This is a genomic window from Blastococcus sp. TF02-8, assembly GCF_003319175.1.
Taxonomy (GTDB): domain Bacteria; phylum Actinomycetota; class Actinomycetes; order Mycobacteriales; family Geodermatophilaceae; genus Blastococcus.
Genome location: NZ_QOHK01000008.1, coordinates 58,938 through 83,838 on the forward strand (window position 1 = coordinate 58,938; position 24,901 = coordinate 83,838).

General features: G+C 73.9%; 21 protein-coding genes and 1 tRNA gene. 17 read left to right on the forward strand and 5 right to left on the reverse strand.

Going from position 1 to position 24,901, the window contains the following annotated elements; genetic code table 11:
* The first annotated feature begins 12 nt into the window (after positions 1 to 12).
* Positions 13 to 1,275: a hypothetical protein gene (locus DQ237_RS15600; RefSeq protein WP_166509647.1), complete on the forward strand. Its 1,263-nt coding sequence runs from the start codon at positions 13 to 15 to the stop codon at positions 1,273 to 1,275.
* An 8-nt stretch (positions 1,276 to 1,283) separates the two neighbouring features.
* On the opposite strand, the gene DQ237_RS15605 is transcribed toward DQ237_RS15600, so the two are convergent.
* Positions 1,284 to 2,435, reverse strand: coding sequence for a glycosyltransferase (locus DQ237_RS15605; protein WP_113801053.1), 1,152 nt, complete (start codon positions 2,433 to 2,435; stop codon positions 1,284 to 1,286).
* Positions 2,436 to 2,545: 110 nt separating this feature from the next.
* Between DQ237_RS15605 and DQ237_RS15610 the strand changes: the two genes are divergently transcribed.
* A complete protein-coding gene (locus tag DQ237_RS15610; RefSeq protein WP_113801054.1) occupies positions 2,546 to 3,760 on the forward strand; it encodes a hypothetical protein in 1,215 nt (404 codons plus the stop codon).
* 32 nt (positions 3,761 to 3,792) lie between these two features.
* Here DQ237_RS15610 and DQ237_RS15615 read toward each other — a convergent pair whose 3' ends face one another.
* Complete coding sequence (locus tag DQ237_RS15615) at positions 3,793 to 5,025, reverse strand: YveK family protein (RefSeq protein WP_113801055.1); 1,233 nt, start codon at positions 5,023 to 5,025, stop codon at positions 3,793 to 3,795.
* Between the two features lie 357 nt (positions 5,026 to 5,382).
* On the opposite strand from DQ237_RS15615, the gene DQ237_RS15620 reads away from it, so the two are divergent.
* The 9 genes from DQ237_RS15620 to DQ237_RS15660 all read left to right on the forward strand — a co-directional run bounded on the left by DQ237_RS15620 (position 5,383) and on the right by DQ237_RS15660 (position 15,652).
* Positions 5,383 to 5,841, forward strand: a complete 459-nt coding sequence (locus DQ237_RS15620; protein ID WP_113801056.1) for an adenylyltransferase/cytidyltransferase family protein — start codon at positions 5,383 to 5,385, stop codon at positions 5,839 to 5,841.
* A gap of 104 nt (positions 5,842 to 5,945) precedes the next feature.
* Positions 5,946 to 9,488, forward strand: coding sequence for a transcription-repair coupling factor (gene mfd, locus DQ237_RS15625; protein WP_113801057.1), 3,543 nt, complete (start codon positions 5,946 to 5,948; stop codon positions 9,486 to 9,488).
* 74 nt (positions 9,489 to 9,562) lie between these two features.
* Positions 9,563 to 10,570: a SurA N-terminal domain-containing protein gene (locus DQ237_RS15630; RefSeq protein ID WP_113801058.1), complete on the forward strand. Its 1,008-nt coding sequence runs from the start codon at positions 9,563 to 9,565 to the stop codon at positions 10,568 to 10,570.
* A gap of 4 nt (positions 10,571 to 10,574) precedes the next feature.
* Entirely contained in the window at positions 10,575 to 11,486 is a 912-nt protein-coding gene (locus DQ237_RS15635) for a MazG family protein (RefSeq protein WP_113801151.1), read from the forward strand.
* A gap of 9 nt (positions 11,487 to 11,495) precedes the next feature.
* Positions 11,496 to 12,773, forward strand: coding sequence for a phosphopyruvate hydratase (gene eno / locus DQ237_RS15640; RefSeq protein WP_113801059.1), 1,278 nt, complete (start codon positions 11,496 to 11,498; stop codon positions 12,771 to 12,773).
* A gap of 10 nt (positions 12,774 to 12,783) precedes the next feature.
* A complete protein-coding gene (locus DQ237_RS15645) occupies positions 12,784 to 13,365 on the forward strand; it encodes a septum formation initiator family protein (protein WP_113801060.1) in 582 nt (193 codons plus the stop codon).
* 50 nt (positions 13,366 to 13,415) lie between these two features.
* On the forward strand, positions 13,416 to 13,937 hold the full coding sequence (locus DQ237_RS15650; protein ID WP_113801061.1) for a DUF501 domain-containing protein: 522 nt from the start codon (positions 13,416 to 13,418) through the stop codon (positions 13,935 to 13,937).
* Positions 13,934 to 14,884: a Ppx/GppA phosphatase family protein gene (locus tag DQ237_RS15655; RefSeq protein ID WP_113801062.1), complete on the forward strand. Its 951-nt coding sequence runs from the start codon at positions 13,934 to 13,936 to the stop codon at positions 14,882 to 14,884. Before DQ237_RS15650 ends, DQ237_RS15655 begins: the two co-directional genes overlap by 4 nt.
* A gap of 6 nt (positions 14,885 to 14,890) precedes the next feature.
* On the forward strand, positions 14,891 to 15,652 hold the full coding sequence (locus tag DQ237_RS15660) for a uracil-DNA glycosylase (protein ID WP_113801063.1): 762 nt from the start codon (positions 14,891 to 14,893) through the stop codon (positions 15,650 to 15,652).
* Here the strand turns inward: DQ237_RS15660 and DQ237_RS15665 are convergent, their stop codons facing one another.
* Positions 15,653 to 16,564 carry an alpha/beta hydrolase gene (locus DQ237_RS15665; RefSeq protein ID WP_205730243.1) on the reverse strand — a complete coding sequence of 304 codons (912 nt, stop codon included), beginning with the start codon at positions 16,562 to 16,564 and terminating at the stop codon, positions 15,653 to 15,655. It lies immediately after the preceding gene.
* 71 nt (positions 16,565 to 16,635) lie between these two features.
* On the opposite strand from DQ237_RS15665, the gene DQ237_RS15670 reads away from it, so the two are divergent.
* From DQ237_RS15670 to DQ237_RS15690, 5 genes are all read left to right on the forward strand, one after another.
* Positions 16,636 to 16,709: transfer RNA gene (locus tag DQ237_RS15670), tRNA-Leu, on the forward strand.
* Positions 16,710 to 16,791: 82 nt separating this feature from the next.
* Positions 16,792 to 17,376 (forward strand): TetR/AcrR family transcriptional regulator, encoded by a 585-nt coding sequence (locus DQ237_RS15675; protein ID WP_113801064.1) that lies wholly within the window; start codon positions 16,792 to 16,794, stop codon positions 17,374 to 17,376.
* A 13-nt stretch (positions 17,377 to 17,389) separates the two neighbouring features.
* Entirely contained in the window at positions 17,390 to 19,564 is a 2,175-nt protein-coding gene (locus tag DQ237_RS15680) for an MMPL family transporter (RefSeq protein ID WP_113801065.1), read from the forward strand.
* A gap of 41 nt (positions 19,565 to 19,605) precedes the next feature.
* On the forward strand, positions 19,606 to 19,899 hold the full coding sequence (locus DQ237_RS15685) for a hypothetical protein (protein ID WP_113801066.1): 294 nt from the start codon (positions 19,606 to 19,608) through the stop codon (positions 19,897 to 19,899).
* Positions 19,900 to 20,030: 131 nt separating this feature from the next.
* Complete coding sequence (locus DQ237_RS15690) at positions 20,031 to 20,891, forward strand: Bax inhibitor-1/YccA family protein (protein ID WP_113801153.1); 861 nt, start codon at positions 20,031 to 20,033, stop codon at positions 20,889 to 20,891.
* Between the two features lie 186 nt (positions 20,892 to 21,077).
* Here DQ237_RS15690 and DQ237_RS15695 read toward each other — a convergent pair whose 3' ends face one another.
* Positions 21,078 to 22,298 (reverse strand): acetyl-CoA C-acetyltransferase, encoded by a 1,221-nt coding sequence (locus DQ237_RS15695; protein ID WP_113801067.1) that lies wholly within the window; start codon positions 22,296 to 22,298, stop codon positions 21,078 to 21,080.
* 130 nt (positions 22,299 to 22,428) lie between these two features.
* Positions 22,429 to 23,466 (reverse strand): SGNH/GDSL hydrolase family protein, encoded by a 1,038-nt coding sequence (locus DQ237_RS15700; protein ID WP_113801068.1) that lies wholly within the window; start codon positions 23,464 to 23,466, stop codon positions 22,429 to 22,431.
* Positions 23,467 to 23,551: 85 nt separating this feature from the next.
* On the opposite strand from DQ237_RS15700, the gene DQ237_RS15705 reads away from it, so the two are divergent.
* Positions 23,552 to 24,898: a DUF2252 domain-containing protein gene (locus DQ237_RS15705; RefSeq protein ID WP_240619673.1), complete on the forward strand. Its 1,347-nt coding sequence runs from the start codon at positions 23,552 to 23,554 to the stop codon at positions 24,896 to 24,898.
* Positions 24,899 to 24,901 lie beyond the last annotated feature (3 nt).

The window sequence follows — 24,901 nt, forward strand, 5'->3', positions numbered from 1 at the left end:
GAGGATCCATCCATGGTGCGAGGGCTCCGCGCGCTGCTGCGGCGACCGGCCACGGGGGCGGTGACCGGGCAGGCCACCCAGGCCCTGGCCGGGCTCCTGCTCCAGGTCGCCGCCGCGCGCTACCTGGGCGCGGCGGGGCTGGCCACCTTCGCGGTGATCTACGGGGCCGTCGTGCTCGTGACCGCGGTCGCCAGCGGACTGGTCGGTGACTCGCTGACCGTGCTGGACCGGGCGGAGCCCGGCACCCGAGCGGGCCTGCACGTCTGGGGGACCGCGGTGGCCGTCGTGGCCGGCCTCGTCGCGGGGTGCCTGGCGGCGGTCACCACGGTGGTCCCGCCCCTGGTGGGGGTGGTGCTCGGCGCGGCGGTCACCGCCTTCGTCCTCGAGGACACCTTTCGGCGGCTGCTGATGGCCGCAGGCCGCTACTGGTCCCTGCCGGTGGTGGACGGCACCAGCCTCGTCGTCTCCCTCGGTGTGCTGGTCCTCTGCGGTCTCGCCGGACCGCTGGAGCTCGCCCACTTCCTCCTTGCCCTGGTGGCCGGTCAGGTCGCGGCCGGTGTGGTGGCCTGGTGGGCGATACCGCTGTCGGAGCGACCCCGTGGGCCGTGGCGTTCGCCGGATCTGCGCGGGGTGTGGTCCTTCGGGATCTGGCGGGCCGCGGCGCAGATGGTCCGCCCAGGACTGCTCACCGGTCTGCGACTGGTCGTGGTCGTGCTGGCCGGGGCCGCCGTCTACGGTCCACTGGAGGCGGCGCGCGTGTACACCGCGCCGACCCTGGTGCTGGTGGCGGGACTGGGTTCGTACCTTCTTCCGCACTACGTGGCCATGCGCCACCGTTCCCCGGCGGCGGCGCTGCGGTCGGCGGACCGGGCAGCGCTCGGCCTGGCCGCGGTGGTGGCCGTGGTCACAGGGGTCACCCTGGCATGCCAGCCACTGCTCGAGCCGTTGCTCACGGGTGGCGCCTACGACGTGCCGGTGGCAGCCGTCGCTGGTTGGGGGGCCTACGCGGTGTCGGCTGCCCTCCTCCTGCCCTACTCGGGTCTGGCGACGGTCCACCGGAGGCAGCGTCGGGTGCTCGCGCTCCGGCTGCTCGAGTTCGCACCGCTGGCCGGTGTCGCGCTCCTCGCCTCCGGCAGCGTCGCCGCCCTCGCCTGGGCACCTCTGCTGCTGTCCGCGGGCCCCGTCCTCGTGGCGGTGGCCGTGCGCGCCACCGTGCTCCGGCCGCTCGTGCCAGGGGTCGCCCCCGCACCCGGTGAGATCCGCGTGTCGGCGTGACCGCGTGTTCAGGCCTCCGGCTGCTGGGTGAGCCCCGAGACCACGCCGGCGATCTCCTGCCGGTACCGCTCGACGATGAACCGGCTGCGCGCGGACTGCAGACCCGCCGCGGCGAGGGTGCGGGCCAAGGCCTCGTCACCGAGCACGACGGCCATGGCGTCGGCCAGCGCTCGCGCGTCCCCGGGCGGCACGAGCAGCCCGGTGCTGCCGGGGGTCACGATCTCCCGCAGACCCTGGACGTCGGACGCGATGACCGGCCGGCCGGCCAGCTGCGCCTCCACGGCGGTGTTCCCGAAGGGCTCGGCCCTAGAGGGGACCAGCACCAGCTCGGCCCGGGCCAGTGCAGGCCAGGTGGGCGAGGTGTACCCCGCGAGGTGGACGTGCCCCCGCAGGTCGGCCCGGGCGGCCCGCTCGCGCAGCTCCTCCTCGAACCATTCATAGCCGGGGAAGACCGAACCGTGCAGCTCCAGGTCGACGTCCCAGCCCTCGGAGCGCAGCAGTGCCACCGCCTCCACGGCGACGTCGCTGCCCTTGCGGGGGGAGAGCCGGCCGACCAGGGTGGCTCGCCGCGGGCCGCCCCGAGGTGGCGTCACGGGCAGCGGCTCCTCGTTCGGCCCGGCCACACCGTTGTGCACCACGCGGGTGCGGCGGCGCAGCCGCGGGAGGGCGCGGAACAGCGTGCCCGCCGCGGCATGGCTGTTGACCACCACGACCGTCGCGAGCAACAGGGGTGCGTTGAGCAGCAAGGAGATGAGCCGGGGGACGTCGTCCTCGGCCTCGTGGACGTGCGACAGCACCGGGCGGCCGGCCAGCCGTGCGGCCACCACCCACAGCGGGATGGTGACCGTGTTGACGTAGACGGCGTCGGGACGGAGCCGGCGCAGGGTGGCGATCAGCCGGGGCAGGCCGCGCAGCACCTCGGCGATCAGCCTGAGGAGGCCCACCGGGCTCAGCAGCGCCTTGCGCAGGACGGGGGAGCGGACGAACTCCACGTCCGCGCCGGCGTCGTGCAGGAGCGCGACGAGTGGTCCGGGGCCGGGGAGGCACGCGGTCACCTGCCGGCCGTCGGCGACCAGACCACGCACGCTCTCCACGAGCTGCAGGTCCGAGCCGTAGAGGTCGGCGGACGGATGCGCGATCAGGACGCGGCCGGTGGGCACGGATCCCCCTCGGGGTCGGTCCGACGCGGACGGTCGGATGCGCGGGTCATCGTCGCAGAGCGACTTACCATGCTGCGGCGCGGCAGCGCGCAGCCAGAGGATCGAGAGGCATGAGCATGGGGCGACCCCGTCCGCGGGTCCTGCTGGTGGTGCTGCTCCTGGTGGCCTGCACCGTCGGTTGGCGTCGAGGGCAGTACTTCACCGGTTCCCTGGACCCGGTGGTGCTCGCCAAGGCGGCCCTCTCGGTCCTCGCCCTCGTGCTGGCCGCCCGCGCTCCCGGCGCTCGGCGCCGACTGGGAACCGGGTCCCTGTGGGCGCTGGCGATGGTGCTGGCGCTGTCGGTCCTCGGCGCGCTCACTCACGGGACGTTCCTCGCCGGCGGTCTGGTCGCGGCGCGGGTGGCCGTGCTGGGCCTGGCGGTTTTCTGCCTCCTTCGCGCGGTGCCCGTGGAGGACGTGCTGGTCTCGCTCGCGTGGTCCTGCGGGCTGATCGGCGCGGCAGCAGTGGTCTCGGGTCTCCCGAGTGCGGCGTCCGGTCGGCTCGCCGGCGAGGTGCCGCCCCTGGCCCCCAACGAACTGGCCCTGTTGGCCGGCGTCGTGGTCCTGGTGGCGGCATGGCGGTGCCTCCTCGGGGCCCCTCGGCCGACGGCTCTGGCGGCCGCCGCGGTCGGGCTCGCGGTGATCTGGGCGACCGGCTCCCGCACGGGTCTGCTCGTCCTCGTGCTCGCGCTCGGCGTGGTGGCTCTGCACGCCCGCAGGGTCGGTGTCGGCCTGGTCGTCTCCGGACTGCTCATGGCCGCGCTGGGATCGGTGGCTGTGCTGGCCACCGGCGCGCTGGGGGAGTGGCTGGAGCGTGACGGCGACGGGGTCAGCACCCTGGAGTCACGGTTCATCGCCTGGCGGGCGGCGACCACCTGGGCCGGCTCCCTCTGGCAGACGCTCTTCGGCGGCGGTCTGTCGGTGAAGATCATCGAGGTGCGGGGGCAGTGGTGGACCACGCAGCCGCTGGACAGCAGCTGGGTCTCCCTGCTGGTGCAGTGCGGTGTGGTCGGCGTGCTCGTCGCTCTGGGGTGGGTGCTCTGGGCCGTGCGGGGCGCGCTGCTGGCTCCCCGGCGGCACCGGGCCCTCGTGCTGGGGATGCTCGCGTTCCTGGTTCCCCGGAGCGTCCTGGAGAGCGGCCTGTTCGACGCCACCCCGGCGTTCCTGTGCTTCCTGGTCGTCTCGCTCGCCGTGGAAGGCGGCTCCAGGCGCCGGTTGCTGGAAGAGGAGGGCGCAGCGCCCGCAGCCCCCTCCGATCGGGCGCGACCCGTGGCCGCCCCCGCCTGACCGCGGGGCGCGCGTGACCCGGTCCGGCCGTCCTACTGCCGGCCTGCTCCCTTGCGCTTGGCCGTCGGCGGGAGCGGGCGGTCGGGGCCGGTGATCCGTCGTGCGTCGTCACCGGAGGAGGCGTCGGCGCCGGTGCCCGGCGCGGCAGGCCCGGAGTCGGCCGGCGAGGTCGCGTCGGCCCGTGACGGGCGCCGATCGTGCGGGAGGAGCGCCACGGCCAGCGGCGTGGCGCCGGTCGCCTCGAGCAGGACGCGCAGCTCGCGCAGGTCGGACCGATCTGTCGCGCCCTCGGGCACGACGACGACGACGCCGTCGCATCGCTCGGCGATCCGCCGCCAGAAGGCGGCCGGCGCCGTCGGCTCGACGCAGAGCAGCGTGATTCCCTCGGGCGCTTCACCGGGCACGGAGTCCGGGCGCTCCACGACGGCGCGGACGCCGTGTCCCCGTAGCGCGGCGACCACCTGGTCGGCGGCGCGCGTGACGAACGAGGACCGGTCGGGCGCAGGCGTCACGAGGACGACGCAGACCGGGCGGTGCCGGTCCAGCAGCTCGATGCGCCGTGCCAGCGCCCGGACCACGCTGCTGGACGCCCCGGCCCGGCTGCCCCGCCGGTCGGCCACGAGAAGATCGGGCACGACGCCGGCTCCCCACGCCGCCCGGACCCCGGCCTCCTCGTACAGGGTCGTGTCCAGCCGGCTGCGCAGGACGGCGGCGGCCAGACCGAGGAAGAGGCCGACGAGGACGCCGAGGCCCAGGACGAACAGCGGCACGGGCGAGACCGGCGAGGTGGGCGGGGTGGCCGGGTCGCTGAGGGTCAGCTTCACGGGGCGGTCGCCGGAACGGGACTCCTCGAGCTCGGGGATGACCACGGTGACCTGCTCGGCGACGGCGTTGGCGATCTCGGTGGCCGCCTCGGCGTCCCGGCCGGAGACGGTGATGCGCAGCTGCGAGGTGTCGGCGGGCACCTCGGCCCGGACCCGCGCGCGCAGCGACGTGAACGACTCGGTGAGGTCGAGGTCCTCGATCACCGGCCGCAGCACCGGGGCGCTCAGCACGACGTCGGGGTAGCTCTTCACGCGCTGGTTGACGTACTGCGCGCTGTTGGGGATCGACGGCGAGGCGGAGACGAACACCTGGGCAGTGGCCTCGTACGTGCGCGGGGTGAGCGGCAGCGCGAGCGCGGCAAGGGCGACGCAGAGGGCGAGGACGCCGACGACGGTCGTCCAGTAGCGGCGGATCGCCGCGAGGTACTCGCTGAATTCCATGACCGTCCCTGCTCCTGGCGCCTGGTGGTCGCAGAACAGCTGGGAGCGGCACTCCGAGGCCGGTCCCCCCGCTGTCCCGCAGCCTCTCGACCTGGATGCTATGACCCGGAGCGGTGCGGCGACGCGGCTCGGTGCGCGGCCTCACCCCATCGGGCGGCCGGTCGGCGGACCCGGCGGTCCGGCGCCCACGCCCCTTCGGGTGAAGCCGGCCGATTTCGTCACCCACGGTGACGCGGAATGCGTAGAGTCCCCGGCTACGAGCGGCTGACCTGCGACTGGAGCAGATCGGTGTCACGCTCGGTGACCTTTTGGGCGCGTGCAGTGCGTGTGCTCGCGTCGTCGCTTGGGGGAGCTGACATGACGGTGATCGGATACGCGCCCGGGGCGTACGACCTGTTCCACATCGGGCACCTGAACATCCTCAAGCACGCCTCCGAGCACTGCGACCGGCTCATCGCCGGCGTCGTCTCCGACGAGATGCTCCTGCTCACCAAGGGGCGTGCCCCGGTGATCCCCCTCGCGGAGCGCATGGAGATCGTCAGCAACCTGCGTTTCGTCGACGCCGTCCACGCCGAGGTCGTCCCGGACAAGATCGACACCTGGCGCGAGGTCGGGTTCGACGTGATCTTCAAGGGCGACGACTGGCGGGGCACCCCCAAGGGCGAGAAGCTCGAGCGCGACTTCGCCGAGGTCGGCGTCCGGGTGCACTACTTCCCGTACACGATGCACACCTCGAGCACGATCCTGCGCAAGGCGCTGGCCGCCATCGACGCCGAGGAGCCCGTGGGCCGCGTCGCCCGCGCCCTCACCTCGTGATCACGACGACGGCGGGTGTCGGACCTGCCGTCTAGCCTGGGAGACCGGTCCCTGCCGCACTCGGCGGCACTGCGTGGCCGTACCAACCTCAGGAGTAGAGAAGCGTGACCCTGCGCGGCGTGCTCGACGTCGTCCTCACCGATCCTGCGATGGCCCGAGTGGTCGCCGCGGCGGGTAGCGCCGAGCTGGCCGTCACCGCGCCGCCGGCCGTCCAGCCGCTGGTCGCCGGAGCACTGGCCGCGGCCGGTGGCGGCAACGGGGTCCCGGTCCTCCTGGTCACCGCCGGCGAACGCGACGCCGACGCCGCCGCCGACCTGCTGCGCTGCTTCCTCCCGCAACGCCGGGTGGAGACCTTCCCCGCCTGGGAGACGCTCCCGCACGAGCGGCTCAGCCCCCGGGCGGACACCGTGGGCCGCCGCCTGGCCGTGCTGCGCGACCTCACGCACCCCGGCGCCAACGGCACGATCGACGTGCTCGTCGCCCCGGTCCGCAGCGTGCTGCAGCCGCTGGCCCCGGGTCTCGGGGAGCTCACGCCCGTCGAGCTGGCGCCGGGCGACGCCGCCGACCTGGACGACATCGCCCGCGCGCTCTCCAATGCCGCCTACACCCGGGTCGAGCTGGTCGAGAAGCGAGGTGAGTTCGCCGTCCGCGGTGGACTGCTCGACGTCTTCCCGCCCACCGAGCCGCACCCGGTCCGGGTGGAGTTCTGGGGCGACGAGGTCGACGAGCTGCGCTACTTCTCCGCCGCCGACCAGCGCTCGCTCGACGAGCGACCCGAACGGCTCTGGGCCCCGCCGTGCCGCGAGCTGCTCCTGACCGACGAGGTGCGTGCCCGCGCCGCAGCCCTGGCGGTGGAGCACCCGGGCCTGGTCGAGATCCTCGGCAAGCTGGCCGAGGGCATCGCCGTGGAGGGCATGGAGTCGCTGACCCCGGTGCTGGTGCCCGGGCAGCTGCAGCTGCTGACCGACCTCCTGCCCGTCGGTACGCACGTGCTGGTGGCCGACCCCGAGCGCGTGCGCAGCCGGGCGGCGGACCTCGTCCGCACCGCCGAGGAGTTCCTGGCCGCGTCCTGGGCGACCGCGGCCGAGGCGGGTGAGGCGCCGCTGGACCTGGGGGCGTCGTCCTTCCGCGACCTGGCCGACGTCGAGACCGCCGCGCGCACCCGTGGTCTGCCGTGGTGGACCACCGGGTCGTTCACGCTGGCCGCCGAGGACGACGACGCCTCCGTCACCCTGAACGCCACCGTCGTCGAGCGGTTCGCCGGTGACGTGGGCAAGGCGATCGAGCAGCAGCGTGCCTGGCACCGGGACGGGTGGCGGGTCGTCGTCACCTTCGCCGGTCCCGGCCCCGCCCAGCGCGCCGCGGACCAGTTCGGCGAGGCCGAGCTCGGCGTCCGCCTGGTGCCCGGTATCGAGACCGCGCCCGACGCGGGGCTGACGCACGTCACCCAGGGCAACATCGAGGCCGGGTTCGCCTTCCCCGGCATCGGCCTGGCACTGCTGACCGAGCACGACCTCACCGGTCAGCGCGGCACGTCGATGCGTGACGCGGCGAAGATGCCCGCGCGCCGGCGCAACGCCGTCGACCTCGTGCAGCTGCAGCCGGGCGACCTCGTCGTCCACGAGCAGCACGGCATCGGCCGGTACATCGAGATGATCAGCCGCACCGTCAACGGCGGTCAGCGCGACTACCTGATCGTCGAGTACGCGGCGTCGCGGCGGAACCAGCCGCCGGACCGGCTGTTCGTCCCGACCGACTCCCTCGACCAGCTCACCCGGTACGTGGGCGGTGAGGCGCCGGCCCTGTCGAAGCTCGGTGGGGCCGACTGGAAGAACACCAAGGCCAAGGCGCGCAAGGCGGTCAAGCAGATCGCGGGGGAGCTGATCCGGCTCTACTCGGCGCGCATGGCCAGCAAGGGGCACGCCTTCGGGCCCGACACCGTCTGGCAGCGCGAGCTGGAGGACGCGTTCCCGTTCCAGGAGACGCCCGACCAGCTGGCCGCGATCGACGAGGTCAAGGCCGACATGCAGAACCCCGTGCCGATGGACCGCATCATCTGCGGCGACGTCGGCTACGGGAAGACCGAGATCGCCATCCGCGCGGCGTTCAAGGCGGTGCAGGACGGCAAGCAGGTGGCCGTGCTGGTGCCGACGACGCTGCTGGCCAACCAGCACTTCAAGACCTTCTCCGAGCGGGTGGCCCAGTTCCCGGTGACGGTGAAGGTGCTCTCCCGGTTCCAGTCCGACCGCGAGACCACCGAGATCCTGCGCCAGCTGGCCGCCGGGGAGGTCGACATCCTGGTCGGCACCCACCGGCTGCTGCAGCCGACGACCCGGTGGAAGGACCTCGGGCTGGTCATCGTCGACGAGGAGCAGCGCTTCGGCGTCGAGCACAAGGAGTACCTGAAGACGATGCGGACGGCGGTCGACGTCCTGTCGATGTCGGCCACCCCGATCCCGCGCACCCTCGAGATGAGCCTCACCGGCATCCGCGAGATGTCGACGATCCTCACCCCGCCCGAGGAGCGGCACCCGGTGCTGACCTACGTGGGTGCGTGGAACGACAAGCAGATGGCCGCGGCCATCCGCCGGGAGCTGCTGCGCGACGGCCAGGTCTTCGTGATCCACAACCGCGTGCAGTCCATCGACAAGGCGGCGGCCAAGATCCGGCACCTCGTCCCGGAGGCGCGGGTCGCCGTCGGGCACGGCCAGATGAGCGAGGCCGAGCTGGAGAAGGTGATGGTCGGCTTCTGGGAGAAGGAGTACGACGTCCTGGTGGCGACGACGATCGTCGAGTCCGGTCTGGACATCCCGAACGCCAACACCCTGATCGTCGACCGCGCCGACACCTTCGGCCTCTCCCAGCTGCACCAGATCCGGGGTCGCGTCGGTCGCGGGCGGGAGCGCGCCTACGCCTACTTCACCTACGACCCGACGCGCACGCTGACCGAGACCTCGGTGGACCGGCTGACCACGATCGCGAACAACACCGACCTCGGCGCCGGGATGGCCGTGGCGATGAAGGACCTCGAGATCCGCGGCTCGGGCAACCTGCTCGGCGGTGAGCAGTCCGGGCACATCGCCGGGGTGGGCTTCGACCTCTACGTGCGGCTGGTCGGGGAGGCGGTCGCCGACTACCGCGCCCAGGTCACCGGCGAGGAGGCCCCGGCCGAGCCGGTCGAGGTGCGGGTCGACCTGCCGGTGGACGCGCACCTGCCGCACGACTACGTCCCCGGCGAGCGGTTGCGCATGGAGGCCTACCGCAAGGTCGCCTCGATCTCCGACGACGACCAGGCGCAGGCGGTGCTCGACGAGCTCACCGACCGGTACGGCGCACCGCCGGCCCCCGTGCTCAACCTGCTCGCCGTGGCCCGCTTCCGGGTGGCCATGCGGGCGCTCGGCATCACCGAGGTCTCGCTGCAGGGCCGGGCGATCCGGGTCGGGCCGGTGGCGCTGCCGGAGTCCAAGCAGATGCGGCTGGCCCGGCTGGCCGAGGGCGCCTCGTACAAGGCGGCGGTGGAGACGATCGTGCTGAAGATGCCGGTCGGCCCCGACCGCCGCACCCCGCTGCGCGACGTCGCCCTGCTGGAGAACCTGCACGCGACGCTCGCCGCCGTCCTCGACGCACCGGTCGCCGCGGCCAGCTGATCCGCCGGCCCGCTGCAGGGGCCTGCGGCGAGGCGTGGGGGGCAGCGGGGTCCTTTTCGTGGGAGTCTCCCGGCGTGCTGACGCGCCGACCTCCCCGCGCACGGGCCGCCGTCCTGCTGGTGGCCGCCGCTCTGCCGCTCCTCGCTGGCTGCCGCTCGGCGCCGGACGTCGCCGCGTACGTCGGCGACGAACGGATCACCGTGACCGAGCTCGAGGACGCGGTGCGCGCGCGGCTGGCCGACGACGACATAGCCGCCTTCGCCGAGGGACGGCGTGACGAGTACACCCGCCAGGTGCTCGACCGCCTCGTGCAGCGGGAGGTCGCCACGGAGGCCGCCCGTCGGGCCGGGCTGCGCATCGGGAACGACCAGGTCGCCGACCGGATCGAGGTGCTGATCGGGGACGACGACCCCGACGCCGTCTACCGGCAGCTCGCGCAGCAGGGCGTGAGCCGGGAGGACGTGCGCGACACGGTCCGCCAGCAGCTGGTGCAGCGCGAGCTCGCCGCCCGCGAGGGACAGGCGGACGCCCTCGACGAGGACGCGCTGCGTGCGCGCTACGACCAGGCCCGGGCCGACCTGGCGACCTACGAGTTCGGCTACGTCACCGTGCCGGACCAGGCGACCGCCGAAGCCCTCCTGGGGGAGCTCACCGCCGATCCCGCCCGCTACGGCGAGCTGGCCGCCCGCTTCCCCGGGCAGTACACGCTGCCCGCGCTCGAGTCCGAATCCCTCGACCGCATCCCCCCGCTGCTCGCCGACCAGCTGAAGGCCACCGCACCCCGCTCGGGGTTCACCCTGCCGGTGCAGGAGATCGGCGGCGTCGTGGTCGGCTACGTCGCCGGGACCGTCGTCCCCTCCTTCGAGGAGAGCCGGGTGCGGCTGGAGGAGCAGGCGGCGGGCCCGGTCGACGAGGCCGGTGCCGCACTGGTCGAGCAGGTGCGCCAGGACCTGGACGTCACCGTCAATCCCCGCTACCAGCTGACGGACGAGGGCGGCCGCCTGGTTCCGGTCGAGGGTGGCGTCGTCGACCTCCTCGACGACCCGGCCGCGGACGCCCCGGAGGGCGGCGCGGCAGACTGACCGCGTGCCCGTAGCGCTCGCCGTCACCGTCAGCCCCCGACTTCCCGGCCTGCTCGGACCCGCCGGCTGGCGGGCGCTCGGCTCCGGTGCGCCGCTCGCGGCCCTGCCCGGTGCGTCGGCGACCGCCGAGGTGCTCCGCGGCGAGGGTCTGTCGGTCACCGATGTGCCCGACGTCGAGGCCGCCCGGCGACTACCGGGCGACGTCGTCCTGCTGGTGCCCGCAGGCGAGGCGGTGGCGGGGCCCGTCGTCGAGGGCGCCCCGGAGCCGGACGGGGTGCGGTTGCTCGACGTGGTCGCGGTGATGGACCGGCTGCGCTCACCGGGCGGCTGCCCGTGGGACGCCGAGCAGACCCACTCCTCGCTGCGCGGCTACCTGCTGGAGGAGGCGCACGAGGCCTACGACGCGATCGTCGACGACGACCCGGTGGGGATGCGCGAGGAGCTGGGCGACGTGCTGCTGCAGGTCGTCTTCCACGCCCGGGTCGCGGCGGAGGCCGGGCCCGACCGGCGGTTCGACGTCGACGACGTCGCCGGGGACCTGGTGGACAAGCTGGTGCGCCGGCACCCGCACGTGTTCGGCGATGCCGGCCCGCGCGACGTCACGCAGGTCGAGGCCGGCTGGGAGGAGATCAAGAAGGCGGAGAAGCAGCGGCGCTCGCCGACGGAGGGGGTGTCGCGGTCGCAGCCGGCGGCGTCCTGGGGTGCCGCGCTGGTGCGCCGGGCCGGCCGGGCGGGCCTGTCGACGCCGGCGCCGGCGCAGCTCGGCTCCGACAGCCCGGAGGAGCTGGGCGAGCGGCTGCTCGCCGTCGTCGCGGCGGCCGAGGCGCGTGGGTGGGACGTGGAGGATGCGCTGCGCGAGGCCGTGCGGCGCTACGCCGGGGAACTGGACGCGGAAGCCGGCCTCGCGGCTGGCTAGGCTGCCCCCGTGCCGAGCATCGATGCCGTAGGCGCGCGGGAGATCCTGGACTCGCGCGGAAACCCCACCGTGGAGGTCGAGGTCGCGCTCGACGACGGGACCATCGCCCGGGCCGCCGTGCCCAGCGGTGCCTCGACGGGCGCCTTCGAGGCGGTCGAGCTGCGGGACGGAGGTGAGCGTTACGGCGGCAAGGGCGTGACCAAGGCCGTCGACGGCGTCCTCGACGTCATCGGCCCGGAGCTCGTCGGCTACGAGGCCAGCGAGCAGCGGCTGATCGACCAGCGCCTGATCGACCTCGACGGCACCCCGGACAAGTCGCGGCTGGGCGCCAACGCCATCCTCGGCGTCAGCCTCGCCGTCGCCCGCGCGGCCGCGGAGTCCACCGGTCTTCCGCTGTTCCGCTACGTCGGCGGCCCCTCGGCGCACCTCCTGCCGGTGCCGATGATGAACATCCTCAACGGTGGCGCCCACGCCGACAGCAACGTCGACATCCAGGAGTTCATGATCGCCCCGATCGGCGCGGCGACCTTCGCCGAGGCGCTGGCCATGGGCACCGAGACCTACCACGCGCTCAAGGCCGTCCTGAAGAAGGAGGGCCTGTCGACCGGGCTGGGCGACGAGGGCGGCTTCGCGCCGAACCTGTCCAGCAACCGGGCCGCGCTGGACCTCATCACCCGGGCGGTCGAGCAGGCCGGCTACTCGGTGGGCACCGACATCGCCTTCGCGCTCGACGTGGCTGCGACGGAGTTCCACGGCGAGGGCGGCTACACCTTCGAGGGCAAGCAGATCACCGCCGGCGACCTCGCCGACTACTACACCGAGCTGGTCGGCGCCTACCCGATCGTCTCGATCGAGGACCCGCTGTCGGAGGAGGACTGGGAGGGCTGGGTGTCGCTGACCCAGGCCCTCGGCGACCGCGTCCAGCTGGTGGGCGACGACCTGTTCGTCACCAACCCGGCGCGGCTGGCCGACGGCATCGAGCAGGGCGCGGCCAACGCCCTGCTGGTCAAGGTCAACCAGATCGGCACCCTCACCGAGACCCTCGACGCGGTCAACCTGGCCCACCGCAGCGGCTACCGCAGCATGATGAGCCACCGCTCGGGCGAGACCGAGGACACCACGATCGCCGACCTCGCCGTCGCCACCGACTGCGGGCAGATCAAGACCGGTGCCCCGGCCCGCAGCGAGCGCGTGGCCAAGTACAACCAGCTGCTGCGCATCGAGGAGGAGCTCGACGACGCCGCCCGCTACGCCGGGGCGTCGGCCTTCCCGCGGCTGAAGGTCTGAACGGCGGCAGATGAGCAGCGTTCGGGGGCGACGGGGCGGTTCGCCGGCCGAGGGTCCCCGTGGCACCGGCCGGGTCTCCCGTCCCACCGGCCGCGTGCCGCGGGTGCACTCGACCCGCTCGGTGCGCACCGGGCTGCGGACGGGCGCGTCCAGCCGGCCCGGCCGGCGGCGCACCGACCGTCGCCCCGAGCGCCGTCCCGCCTCCCCGGCGCGCCGCCGGCCGCTGTTCACCGGCCGTGCGGTGCTCCTGGTGGGGCTCGTGCTCCTGCTCGCGCTCACCCTGGCCGGCCCGGTGCGCCAGTACCTGGCCGGCCAGGCCGAGCTCGCCCGTCTCGCCGCGGAGGGCGAGGAGCTCGACCAGCGGGCCGCGGACCTGCAGGCCCAGCTGGACCGCCAGTCCGACCCCGCCTACACCGAACGGCAGGCCCGCGAGCGGCTGGCGTACGTGCTGCCCGGGGACCGGCTGGTGATCGTGGTGGACGGCGAGACCGTCGAGGGTGACGCCGGAACGCTGGCCGAGACGACCGAGGAGCCCGAGCCGCTGTCCTGGTACGAGGGCCTGATGGCCTCGGTGGCCGACGCCGACGGCTGATCGACGGGGCCGGTTCCAGCACGTCACCGGGGGTGCCGCAGACTCGTCGGGTGAGTTCTTCCCCAGTCAGCCCGGAGGACCGGGAGATCGTCGCCCGGCAGCTCGGCCGCCCACCGCGGGCGCTGGCCGGCGTCGCGCACCGCTGCCCGTGCGGGCAGCCCGACGTCGTGGAGACGGCTCCGCGGCTGGAGGACGGCACGCCGTTCCCGACGCTCTTCTACCTCACCTGCCCGCGCGCCTCGGCCGCGGCGAGCCGGCTGGAGTCCGCCGGCCGGATGAGGGAGTGGCAGGACGAGCTCGGCACCGACCCCGAGCTGGCCGCCGGGTACCAGGCCGCCCACGACGCCTACCTGGCCGCCCGGGACGCCAAGGACGTCCTGCCCACCCGCGCCACCGCCGGCGGCATGCCCGACCGGGTCAAGTGCCTGCACGCGCTGGCCGGGCACGCCCTGGCCGCGGGACCCGGGGTGAACCCCATCGGCGACCGTGCGGTCGAGGAGATGGGGGAGTGGTGGGCCAGGGGCCCGTGCGCGCTGCCCGAGGGTGACGACGCCACGGAGGGGTCGGCGTGACCCGCGTCGCCGCGATCGACTGCGGCACCAACTCCATCCGCCTGCTGGTGGCCGACGTGCCGGCCGACGGCGGGCACACCGACCTGCTGCGGCGGATGGAGGTCGTGCGGCTCGGCCAGGGCGTCGACGCCACCGGCCGGCTGGCCCCCGAGGCGATCGAGCGGACGCGGGTGGTGCTCGCGGAGTACGCGGCCCAGGCGCGGGAGCTGGACGTCGAGGACGTGCGGATGGTGGCCACCAGCGCGACCCGTGACGCCGCCAACCGCGCCGACTTCGAGGACATGGTCCGCACCACCCTCGGGCGCACACCGGACGTCGTGACCGGGCGCGAGGAGGCGGAGCTGTCCTTCCTCGGCGCCACCGGCTCGCTCGCCGCCGCCGCGGCGGCCCACGGTCTGGAGCCCGCCCCCGCGCCCTGGCTCGTCGTCGACATCGGCGGCGGCTCGACCGAGTTCGTGCTCGGCGGTGCCGGGGGTGTGACCGCCGCCCGCTCGGTCGACATCGGCTGCGTGCGGCTGACCGAGCGGCACCTGCACGACGACCCGCCCACGGCCGAGCAGATCGCGCTGACCGAGCGCGACATCCGGGCCGCACTCGCCGAGGTGACCGCCGAGGTGCCGGTCGACCGCGCGGCGAGCCTCGTGGGGCTCGCCGGCTCGGTCACCACCGTGGCCGCGCTCGCCCTCGGCCTGCCCCGGTACGACTCCGACGCCATCCACGGGTCGCGGATCGCGATCGACGACGTGCGGCGGGTCTCGCGGGGGCTGCTGGCCGCCACCCGGGAGCAGCGGGCGGCCGAGCCGGTCATGCACCCGGGACGGGTCGACGTCATCGGCGCCGGCGCGCTGATCCTGCGAGTGCTCATGGACGAGTTCGACCTGACCGAGGTGACCGTCAGCGAGCACGACATCCTCGACGGCATCGCTCTCCGCCTCGCGCGCGGCTGACACCCCGTGGCGCTCGACGCAGGCGGCTTCCCCGTCACGCGCACACCCGCCGGGGTGGTGCGCTCCGCGCGGAGCACCCCGGACCTGGCCGTCCTCGACGCCCGGATCTCGGGCTGCTACGCCTGCCCCCGCCTGGTGGCCTGGCGCGAGGAGGTGGCGCGGGTCAAGCGGGCGTCCTTCCGCGAGGAGGACTACTGGGGGCGGCCAGTGCCCGGACTGGGCCCGGCCGACGCGCGGATCGCGGTCGTCGGGCTGGCTCCTGCCGCGCACGGCGGCAACCGGACCGGCCGGGTCTTCACCGGGGACCGCAGCGGGGACTGGATCTTCGCCGCGCTCTGGCGGGCAGGACTGGCCAACCAGCCGACCTCGACCCACATCGGCGACGGGCTGGACCTGACCGACGTGCGGGTGGCCGCCGCGGTGCGCTGCGCCCCGCCGGCCAACGCGCCCACCCCGGAGGAGCGGGACACCTGCTCGCCGTGGCTGGCCCGGGAGCTCGAGCTGCTGCCCCGGCTGCGGGTGATCGTGGTCCTCGGCGGGTTCGGCTGGACCGCGCTGTGGCCGGTGCTCGCCGCCGCCGGGTATGCCGTGCCGCGCCCGCGACCGGCTTTCGGGCACGGCGTCGAGGTGGCCCTCGAGGGTTCGCGCGGTCCGCTCACGCTGCTGGGCAGCTACCACGTGAGCCAGCAGAACACCTTCACCGGCAAGCTCACCGAGCCCATGCTCGACGCCGTCCTGAGCCGCGCGACCGAGCTGGCGGCCGGTTGATCAGCGCGCCGGCAGGTGCGCCGTCAGCGCCTCCCCGAGGACGGTGACGGCCGTCGTGGCCTCCCGCACCGAGCCGGCCGACACCTGGAACACGTGCCACATGCCGTCGAACCGGCGCAGGTCCACGGGCACGCCGGCCGCACGGGCGAGCTCCGCCAGCCGGACCGCCTCGTCGAAGAGGATCTCCTCGCTGCCCACCTGGACCACCAGCGGCGGCAGGCCGGTCAGGTCGGCCGCCAGCGGGCTCAGCTCCCGGCCGCGCAGGTCGCGACCGGGAGCGAACTCGGCGGCGCAGCGCGCCAGCCAGGCCGGCTGCAGCATCGGGTCGGTCAGGTCGTCGCGTCGGTCGGCGCCGGAGAGGTCCAGCCAGGGGGAGATCAGCCCCAGCGCCGCCGGGAGCGGGCTGCCCTCGTCGCGCAGGCGGAGGGCCGCGGTCAGGGCCAGCCAGCCGCCCGCGGAGTCGCCGACGACGAGCGTGCGCCCGGGGTGCTCGGTCCGCTCGCGCAGCTCCCGGTAGGCGGCCAGCGCGTCGTCGAGCGCGGCGGGGAAGGGGTGCTCCGGGGCGAGCCGGTAGTCGAGCAGGTGGACCACCGCGCCGGTGGTCGCCGCCAGGTGGCTGGCCAGGGTGCGGTGGGTGGCCGCCGAACCCGTGGTGAAGCCGCCGCCGTGCAGGTACAGCACCTGGGCGGTCGTCGGCGTGGTCGCGGGGACCAGGACCTCGGTGGGCCGACCGCCCAGCCGGCCGGTGCGGATGTCGACGCCGGTCGCGGGAGGCGTCGTCCCGCTGACCGTGTCCAGCCAGCGCCGCTGCACGCCCACCGGGACCCGCGGGCCGAGGACCGGCCGGACGAGGGTGCGGACGACGGTGCGCATGACGCCGGCCGGCAGCTGGGGTGCTCTTCTCGCGGGCAACGGGTCCTCCGGTGCGGGATCGGGGGCAGCGAGGTCACCGTAGAGCCCCGGACGGATACCGTGCGCACAGCGCCCCCGTAGCCCAATCGGCAGAGGCAGGCCCCTTAAAAGGGTTCGAGTGTCGGTTCGAGTCCGACCGGGGGCACCGGGACCGCTGTGACGAAGGGCACCGACCCTTTCGTCCGGGAAACCGACCGATCCGGTCGGTCGTGCGTAACCTAGTTCTCGTGGCGCGACCGTTCCGGCAGCAGATCGACGAGGGCATCCTCGATCGTGCCGCCGCGCTGTTCGCCCGCCGGGGGTTCGCCAAGACCTCGATCCAGGACGTCGCCGACGCCGTCGGGCTGTCGAAGGCCGGGCTGCTGCACCACTTCCCGACCAAGGACGCACTCCGGGACGGCGTCGTGGCGCAGGTCGACACCGTGGCGCGCCGGGTGCTCGACTCCGTGCGCCACCTCCCCGTCGGGGCCGAGCGGGACCGCCTCGCGGTCGACGTCGTGCTGGACGCCGCACTGGCGCACCCTGGACTCGTGGCCCTGCTGCTCGCCCCGGCGACCCGGGCGGAGGACGAGGACCTCGCCGAGGACGCGTCACCGGAAGCCGCGGTCCTCGAGGCGTTCGGGGTCGACCCCGCCACGACCGCGCCGGAACGCGCCGTCCGCGTGATCGGCGCCCTGGGAGCCCTCGCCGTCCTCACCCTCGCCGCGCCCCCCGAGGACCAGACCACCGCCTGGCGGGCGCACGTGGCCGCCACCTGCTTCGACGCGCTCGGCCACCGCGGGCCCGTCGCTCTTCCCCGCTCCGACCAGTGAAGGCCCGATCACCATGGCTCTAGTCCTGTCCCGGCTCGGCGCGTTCTCGCACCGGCACCGGCTCGCCGTCGTCCTCGTCTGGCTGGCGGTCCTCGTCGGCGGCGGCATCGGCGCGGTCACGCTCGCCGGCGAGACGTCGAGCAGCTTCTCCATCCCCGGACAGGAGTCGACCGTCGCCCTCGACCGCATCGGCGAGGAGTTCGGCGCCGGTGGCGAGGGGGCCAGCGCGCGCGTGGTCGTCGTGGCCCCCGACGGCGGGACCGTCACCTCCCCGGAGGGCGCGGCCGCGATCAGCGACCTGGTCGCCGAGCTGGGGGAGCTGCCCGGCGTCGTCTCCGCGACCAACCCGCTCGACCCGGCGGCGCCCTCGATCAACCGGGAGCAGACGACGGCGTTCAGCACCGTCACCTACGACGAGCCCCGCGGCGAGGTCACCCCGGCCCAGCAGGACGCGCTGCTGGACGTCGTGGACGACGCGCGCGGCAGCGGCTACACCGTGGAGGTCTCCGGTGAGGCGACCGAGGCCCCGCCGCACGTGGGTGGACCGTCCGAGGTCGTCGGCGTCGTCGTGGCCCTCCTGGTCCTCGCCGTCACCTACGGGGCGCTCGCCGTGGCGGGGATGAACCTCCTGACGGCGACCGTCGGCGTCGGCATCGGCGTCCTCGGCGTCACCATCGCCACCGGCTTCACCGACCTGTCCTCGACCACCCCCACGCTGGCCGCGATGCTCGGCCTGGCGGTGGGCATCGACTACGCACTGTTCATCATCACGCGGTACCGGCAGGAGCTGCGCCACGGCGCCGACGTCGGCACTGCCATCTCGACCGCCGTCGGCACCGCAGGCTCGGCCGTGGTGACCGCAGGCCTCACGGTCGTCATCGCGCTGGCGGGCCTGTTCGTCGTCGGCATCCCGTTCCTGACCCAGATGGGTGTCGCCGCCGCCGCCACGATCGTCGTCGCGGTGCTGGTGGCCCTCACGCTGGTGCCGGCGGCGCTCAGCTTCCTCGGCCGCCGCGCGCTGCCGCGCAAGCAGCGAGCGGCCAATCCGGCCGGCGCACCGGCCGGGCGCGGCTTCCTCGCCGGCTGGGTCGCCCGGGTGACCCGCTTCCGCGTCGTCAGCCTGCTGCTGGCCATCGTCGCACTCGGGATCATCGCCGTCCCGTTCTTCTCGATGCAGACGACGCTCGTGCAGACCCCGCCGGCCGACAGCACCCAGGCGCGGGCCGACGAGCTGCTGGCGAAGGGCTTCGGCGAGGGCTTCAACGGCCCGCTCACCGTCCTCTTCGAGGGCCGGGGCGCCGCGGAGGCCGCGGCCGCGGTGACCGGTGCGGTCGGCGGGCTCGGCGACGTCGTGACCGTCACCCCGCCGATCCCGAACGCCGACGACACCGCCGCGCTGCTGACCGTCATCCCCGAGTCGGGGCCGACGGACCCGGCGACCGAGCAGCTGGTCGCCGACCTGCGCGCCGAGCTGGCCGACCTCGACGGCGTCGAGGCCTCGGTGACCGGGCAGACAGCGGTGAGCGTCGACGTCGCGAAGAGCCTCGACGACGCGCTGCCGGTGTACCTCGCCCTGGTCGTCGGCCTGGCGCTGGTCCTGCTCGTGCTCGTCTTCCGCTCGCTGCTGGTGCCGCTGGTCGGCGTCCTCGGCTTCCTGCTCACGATCGGCGCCTCGCTCGGCGCGACCGTCGCGGTGTTCCAGTGGGGCTGGCTGGCCGACGCGGTCAACCTCGACACCACCGGGCCCCTGATCAGCCTCACGCCGATCCTGGTCATCGGCATCCTGTTCGGGCTGGCGATGGACTACCAGATCTTCCTGGTGTCCCGGATGCACGAGGCGCACAGCCACGGCGCCTCGCCGCTGGACTCCATCCGCACCGGCTTCCGCCAGGCGGCGCCCGTCGTGGTCGCGGCCGCGCTGATCATGTTCTCGGTGTTCGCCGGCTTCGTGCCCGCGGGTGAGCCCACCATCAAGTCGATCGCGTTCGCGCTCGCGTCGGGCATCCTCTTCGACGCCTTCGTCGTCCGGATGGTGCTCGTCCCGGCGGCCCTGGCGCTGCTGGGGGACAAGGCCTGGTGGCTGCCCCGGTGGCTCCGCTGGCTGCCCGTCCTGGACGTCGAGGGTGCCGCGCTGGAGAAGTCCTCCTCCGGGCCCGCGGACCACCAGCTGGTCGCCGCCGATCGCTGACGGTCGGGGCGTGTCCGCCGTCCTGCGGGTACGCCCCACCCATGGCGGGCAACGCGGCAGTGGCGGCGACGGGGCAGTGGATCGATCCGGACGACGGGGTCCGCTACCCCTCCGGTGAGGTGCACGCCTGGCACCAGGGGCGCAACGAGACGGTCTGCGGGCTCGCGCTGAGCCGGTCGAGGTTGGTCCGGTTCCCCCACGTGCCCTGGGCCGACGCCCAGCCCGAGTCGGGCCGGCACGCCGAGGAGGTCCAGGCGGTGTGCCGGCGCTGCCGCGCCGGACAGGGTGCCCGCCGCGACGACCGCGGCTGGCGCCGCACGAACCCGCGCCCCTGAGGGACGCCAGGTCAGCCGCGGTCGAGCCACCCGGCGACGCGGAACTCTTCCGGGGTGCAGGGCGTTGACCAGACCGAGTGGAGTGCGCGAGGTTGGCTCCACGACCCACGAGTCCTCTCGAGGAGATGACGATGCCCAGTAGGAACCCGGCGTTCAGCCGAGGGTTCGGGAACAACGCCGGCCCCGGCCAGCAGTACGCCGGTTGGGGCAACGCGCCCCAGTACGGCGGCCCGCAGTACGGGGCCCCCCAGTACGGCGCGCCCCAGTACGGCGCTCCGGCCCCGCAGGACCAGTACGCCGCCCCGTCGCCCTACGGCACCACGTCGGCGACGCGCTACATGACGATGGACGACGTCGTCACCAAGACCGGGCTCTCGCTCCTGGTGACGGTCCTGTCCGCCGCGTTCGTCTGGTCGCTGCCGGGCTACACCGGCTTCAACCTCGCGCTCCCCGCGGTGCTGGTCGCCTTCGTCCTCGGCCTGGTCATCAGCTTCAAGCAGATCGCCAGCCCGGTCGCGACGCTCGCCTACGGCGCGCTGTACGGCGCGGCGCTCGGAGCGATCAGCGAGGCTTTCAACGACCGCTTCGACGGCATCGTGATGCAGGCGGTGATCGGCACCTTCGGTGTCTTCGCCGGCATGCTGGTCGTCTACAAGACCGGTGCCGTGCGGGTGACCCCCAAGTTCACCCGCTGGATGATGGCCGCCCTGATCGGCGTCCTCGTCCTGGCCCTGGCCAACATCGTCGCCGGCTTCTTCACCCCCGGCGGCCTGGGCCTGCGTGACGGCGGCCCGCTGGCGATCGTCTTCAGCCTGGTCGTGATCGGCGTGGCGGCCTTCTCGCTGCTGCTGGACTTCGACATGGCCGATGAGGCCATCCGCCGCGGCGCTCCGGCGAAGTTCGCCTGGTACATCGCGTTCGGCCTGCTGGTCACGATCGTCTGGCTGTACCTGGAGATCCTGCGCCTGCTGTCCTACTTCTCCGAGGACTAGCAGCCCCGGCACCACAGCACGGTGGCCCGGTCCCCTCGCGGGGGCCGGGCCACTGTCGTCTCGGGGGTGCTACCCGCGCCCCCACTCCGTCGCGATCATGAAGTTCGGGAGCAGACACGCCGCGCTCGGACGGCGCGTTGCTTCCCGAACTTCATGATCGCGGGGAGAGCGAGGGGGCGACTCGGCTCAGGAGAGGCGCTCCAGCACCATCGCCATGCCCATGCCGCCGCCGACGCACATGGTCTCCAGGCCGAACGTCTTGTCCTTGGTCTGCAGGCCGTTGATCAGCGTGCCGGTGATCCGGGCGCCGGTGCTGCCGAAGGGGTGCCCGACGGCGATGGCGCCACCGTGCACGTTCAGCTTGTCGATGTCGATGCCCAGGTCGCGGTAGCTCGGGATGACCTGCGCGGCGAACGCCTCGTTGATCTCGACCAGGTCGATGTCGTCGATGGTCATGCCCGCGCGCTTGAGGGCCAGGCGCGAGGCGTCGACCGGGCCGTAGCCCATGATCTCCGGCGAGAGGCCGGTGACCGCGGTCGAGACGACGCGGGCCAGCGGGGTGAGGCCCAGCTCGGCGGCCTTGGTGTCGCTCATGATCACCACGGCCGAGGCGCCGTCGTTGAGCGGGCAGGCGTTGCCGGCGGTGACCCGGCCGTCGGGGCGGAAGACCGGCTTGAGCCCGGAGATGCCCTCGAGGGTGGTGCCGGGGCGCGGGCCGTCGTCCTTCGTCACGACGGTGCCGTCGGGCAGCGTGATCGGGGTGATCTCGCGGTCCCAGAAGCCGTTGTTGATCGACTCCTCGGCGAGGTTCTGGCTGCGGACGGCGAACTCGTCCATCTCCTCGCGGGAGACGCCCTTGAGCAGCGCCAGGTTCTCCGCGGTCTGGCCCATCGCGATGTAGATGTCGGGGACCTGGCCGTCCTCACGGGGGTCGGTCCACGAGTCGGCGCCGCTCTCGGCGACCTTGGCGCCGCGCGCCTGGGCGTCGGCGAAGAAGGGGTTCTGGGTGTCGGGCAGCGAGTCGCTGTTGCCCTTCACGAACCGGGACACGGTCTCCACACCGGCGGAGATGAACACGTCACCCTCGCCGGCCTTGATGGCGTGCAGGGCCATGCGCGTGGTCTGCAGCGAGGAGGAGCAGTAGCGGGTGATCGTCGTGCCCGGCAGGTGGTCCATGCCGAGCAGGACGCTGACGACGCGGCCCATGTTGTGGCCCTGCTCGCCGCCGGGGAGGCCGCAGCCGAGCATCAGGTCGTCGATGTCGCGCGGGTCGAGGGCGGGCACCTTGTCCAGGGCGGCCCGGACGACGGCCGCGGCCAGGTCGTCGGGTCGCATGTCCTTGAGCGAGCCCTTGAACGCGCGGCCGATGGGGGAGCGCGCGGTCGAGACGATGACGGCTTCGGGCATGGGTCCTCCACGATGAGGGGGTCCGACACGGGTCGCCGGACATCGGTCATCTCGGAAAGTACCCCGGCGTCGCAGCGACGCATCCCGCTGTCGGGGGAGGGAACCCCCGGGTGTGCCGTGGGTCACGTCCTCAGGAGGCGGCGGTCGGCTCCGCTTCGGACTCGGCCCGCTCGGCCTCCTCCGGTGTCGGGACGCCGGTCGGCCGCGGCCGCCGCAGCAGCGCCCACGGGCCCCGGGGGCCGGTGCCGGAACCGGCGACCTCGGTGCCCTGCACCTCGGTGCCCGGACGGTTGGCGGCGCGGGCGGCGGCACGGGCCACCGGGCGCACGCTGTCACGGCGCAGCGACCGCAGGCCGCGCTCGGCGCCGGCCGGCCACACGTCGACCGCGTCGGCGACCGCGGGCAGCAGCACGGCGGCGGCCGCGGCGTAGCCCGCGGCGCTCGGGTGGAACTCGTCGTTGCTGAACATGCCGTGGTCGGAGGCGAACGCCGGCCCGAGCAGGGAGCCCAGTGAGACGGTGCGCCCACCGGCCTCGACGACGGCGATGGTCTGCGCGGCCGCCATCTGCCGGCTCCAGCGCCGGGCGAGGGTGCGCAGCGGCTGGGCGATCGGGCGGATCGTGCCCAGGTCGGGGCAGGTGCCGACGACGACCTCGCAGCCGACGGCGGTGAGCCGGCGGACGGCGTCGGTCAGGTGGCCGACCGAGACGGCGGTGGGCGTGCGGCTGGTGACGTCGTTGGCGCCGATCATGATCAGCGCGACGGTCGGCTTCTCCAGCAGCGCGCGGTCGACCTGGGCCTCCAGGTCTCGGGCCCGGGCGCCGGACACGGCGAGGCGGACCAGCCGGACCGGGCGCTCGGCGAGCTCGGCCAGGCCGGCGGCCACGAGCACGCCGGGGGTCTGCGAGGCGCGGGTGACGCCGAGGCCGACGGCGCTGGAGTCACCCAGGACGGTGAGCACGATCGGCTTGGCCCGCCCGCGCCCGCGCCCGTAGACGCCGTCGCCCGACGGCGGGTCCTGCTTGTCGGTCCGGGCCTCGACCTTGCGGCGGGCCGACCGGGCCTCCTCGCGGAGCAGGGCGAACAGCGCGGCCCCGGCGATCGTCACGCTGCCACCGCCGTAGGCGGCGCCGGTCGCGAGTCGTCGGGCGGTGTCGGTCTGCATCATCGTCCCTCCGTCCCTGCTCGTCGGCGCCCTGTCGGCGGTTGCCCCGGGGCACCACTGACGTTATCGGCCCCCTACGGTGCGACCTGTGGCCCCTTCCTCAGCTGATCTGACCCGTTCGGGCGACACCGGCGAGCGCGCCCGGCAGATCGTCGAGGTGCTCGTCGACGCGTTCGGCGACCTCATGGAGGCCGATGCCGAGGCCTTCCGCACCAAGTTCCGCAAGATGGCGGCCGACCCCTTCGCCTTCTACCGGGGGAGCGCACCCCTGTTCTACGCGGACATGGCGACATCCCGGGACCCGTGGAGCGACGAGCGCACGTCGCGGGTGTGGATCCACGGTGACCTCCACGCCGAGAACTTCGGCACCTACATGGACTCCACGGGGCGGATCGTCTTCGACGTCAACGACTTCGACGAGGCCTACCTGGGCCACGTGAGCTGGGACCTGCGCCGGTTCGTCGCCAGCTTCGCGCTGATGGCCTGGCGCAAGGCCTTCTCCGACGGCGTCATCGCCGATCTGATCCGGGTGTACCTCGACGCGTGGCTGGACCAGGTGGAGGCGTTCAGCCGTTCGGACGCGGACCGCGAGTTCGCGCTGACGGTGCACAACACCGAGGGCGCGGTCCGCGCGCTCGTGCAGGAGACGGCCACCCGCACCCGGCTCTCGCTGCTGGACCGGATGACGGTCGTGGAGCGGCACGAGCGACGGTTCGTGGACGGGTCGCGCAACCGGCGACTGGACGACGCCGAGCGCCGGGAGGTGCTCGAGGCGCTGGAGCGGTACAAGGACACGCTGCCTCCGCGGCCGTGGCGGCGGGAGGTGGCCTACGGCGTCAAGGACCTGATCGGCACGGGTGGTTTCGGGATCGGCAGCGCGGGGCTGCCCGCGTACAACGTGCTGCTCGAGGGTTACGACGAGGCGCTGGAGAACGACGTCGTCCTCTCGGTGAAGCAGGCCAACGTCCCGGCCCCCAGCCGGATCGTGACCGATCGCCGGATCCGGGAGTACTTCGCGCACGAGGGGCACCGGACGGTGACCAGCCAGCGGGCCCTCCAGTCGCACACCTCGCAGTTCCTCGGCCACACCGAGATCCGCGGAACCGGCTTCGTCGTCGCCGAGCTCTCGCCCTACGAGCTCGACCTGGACTGGGAGGACCTGACCGAGCCCGACGAGATCCGCCCGGTGCTCGTGCAGCTCGGCCGGGCCACCGCGAAGCTGCACTGCGTGGGCGACGCCGACAGCGACCACGACCTCGTTCCGTTCCAGACCGAGGAGGCGGTGCTGACGATGATCGGCGACCGGCGCGCGGAGTTCGTCGCCGACCTGGTGGAGTTCGCGCGGTCCTACGCGCTGCGCACGATGGAGGACCACCGGCTGTTCGTGGACGCCTTCCGTGCCGGGCAGATCCCGGGCATCAGCTCCAGCGACTGACGG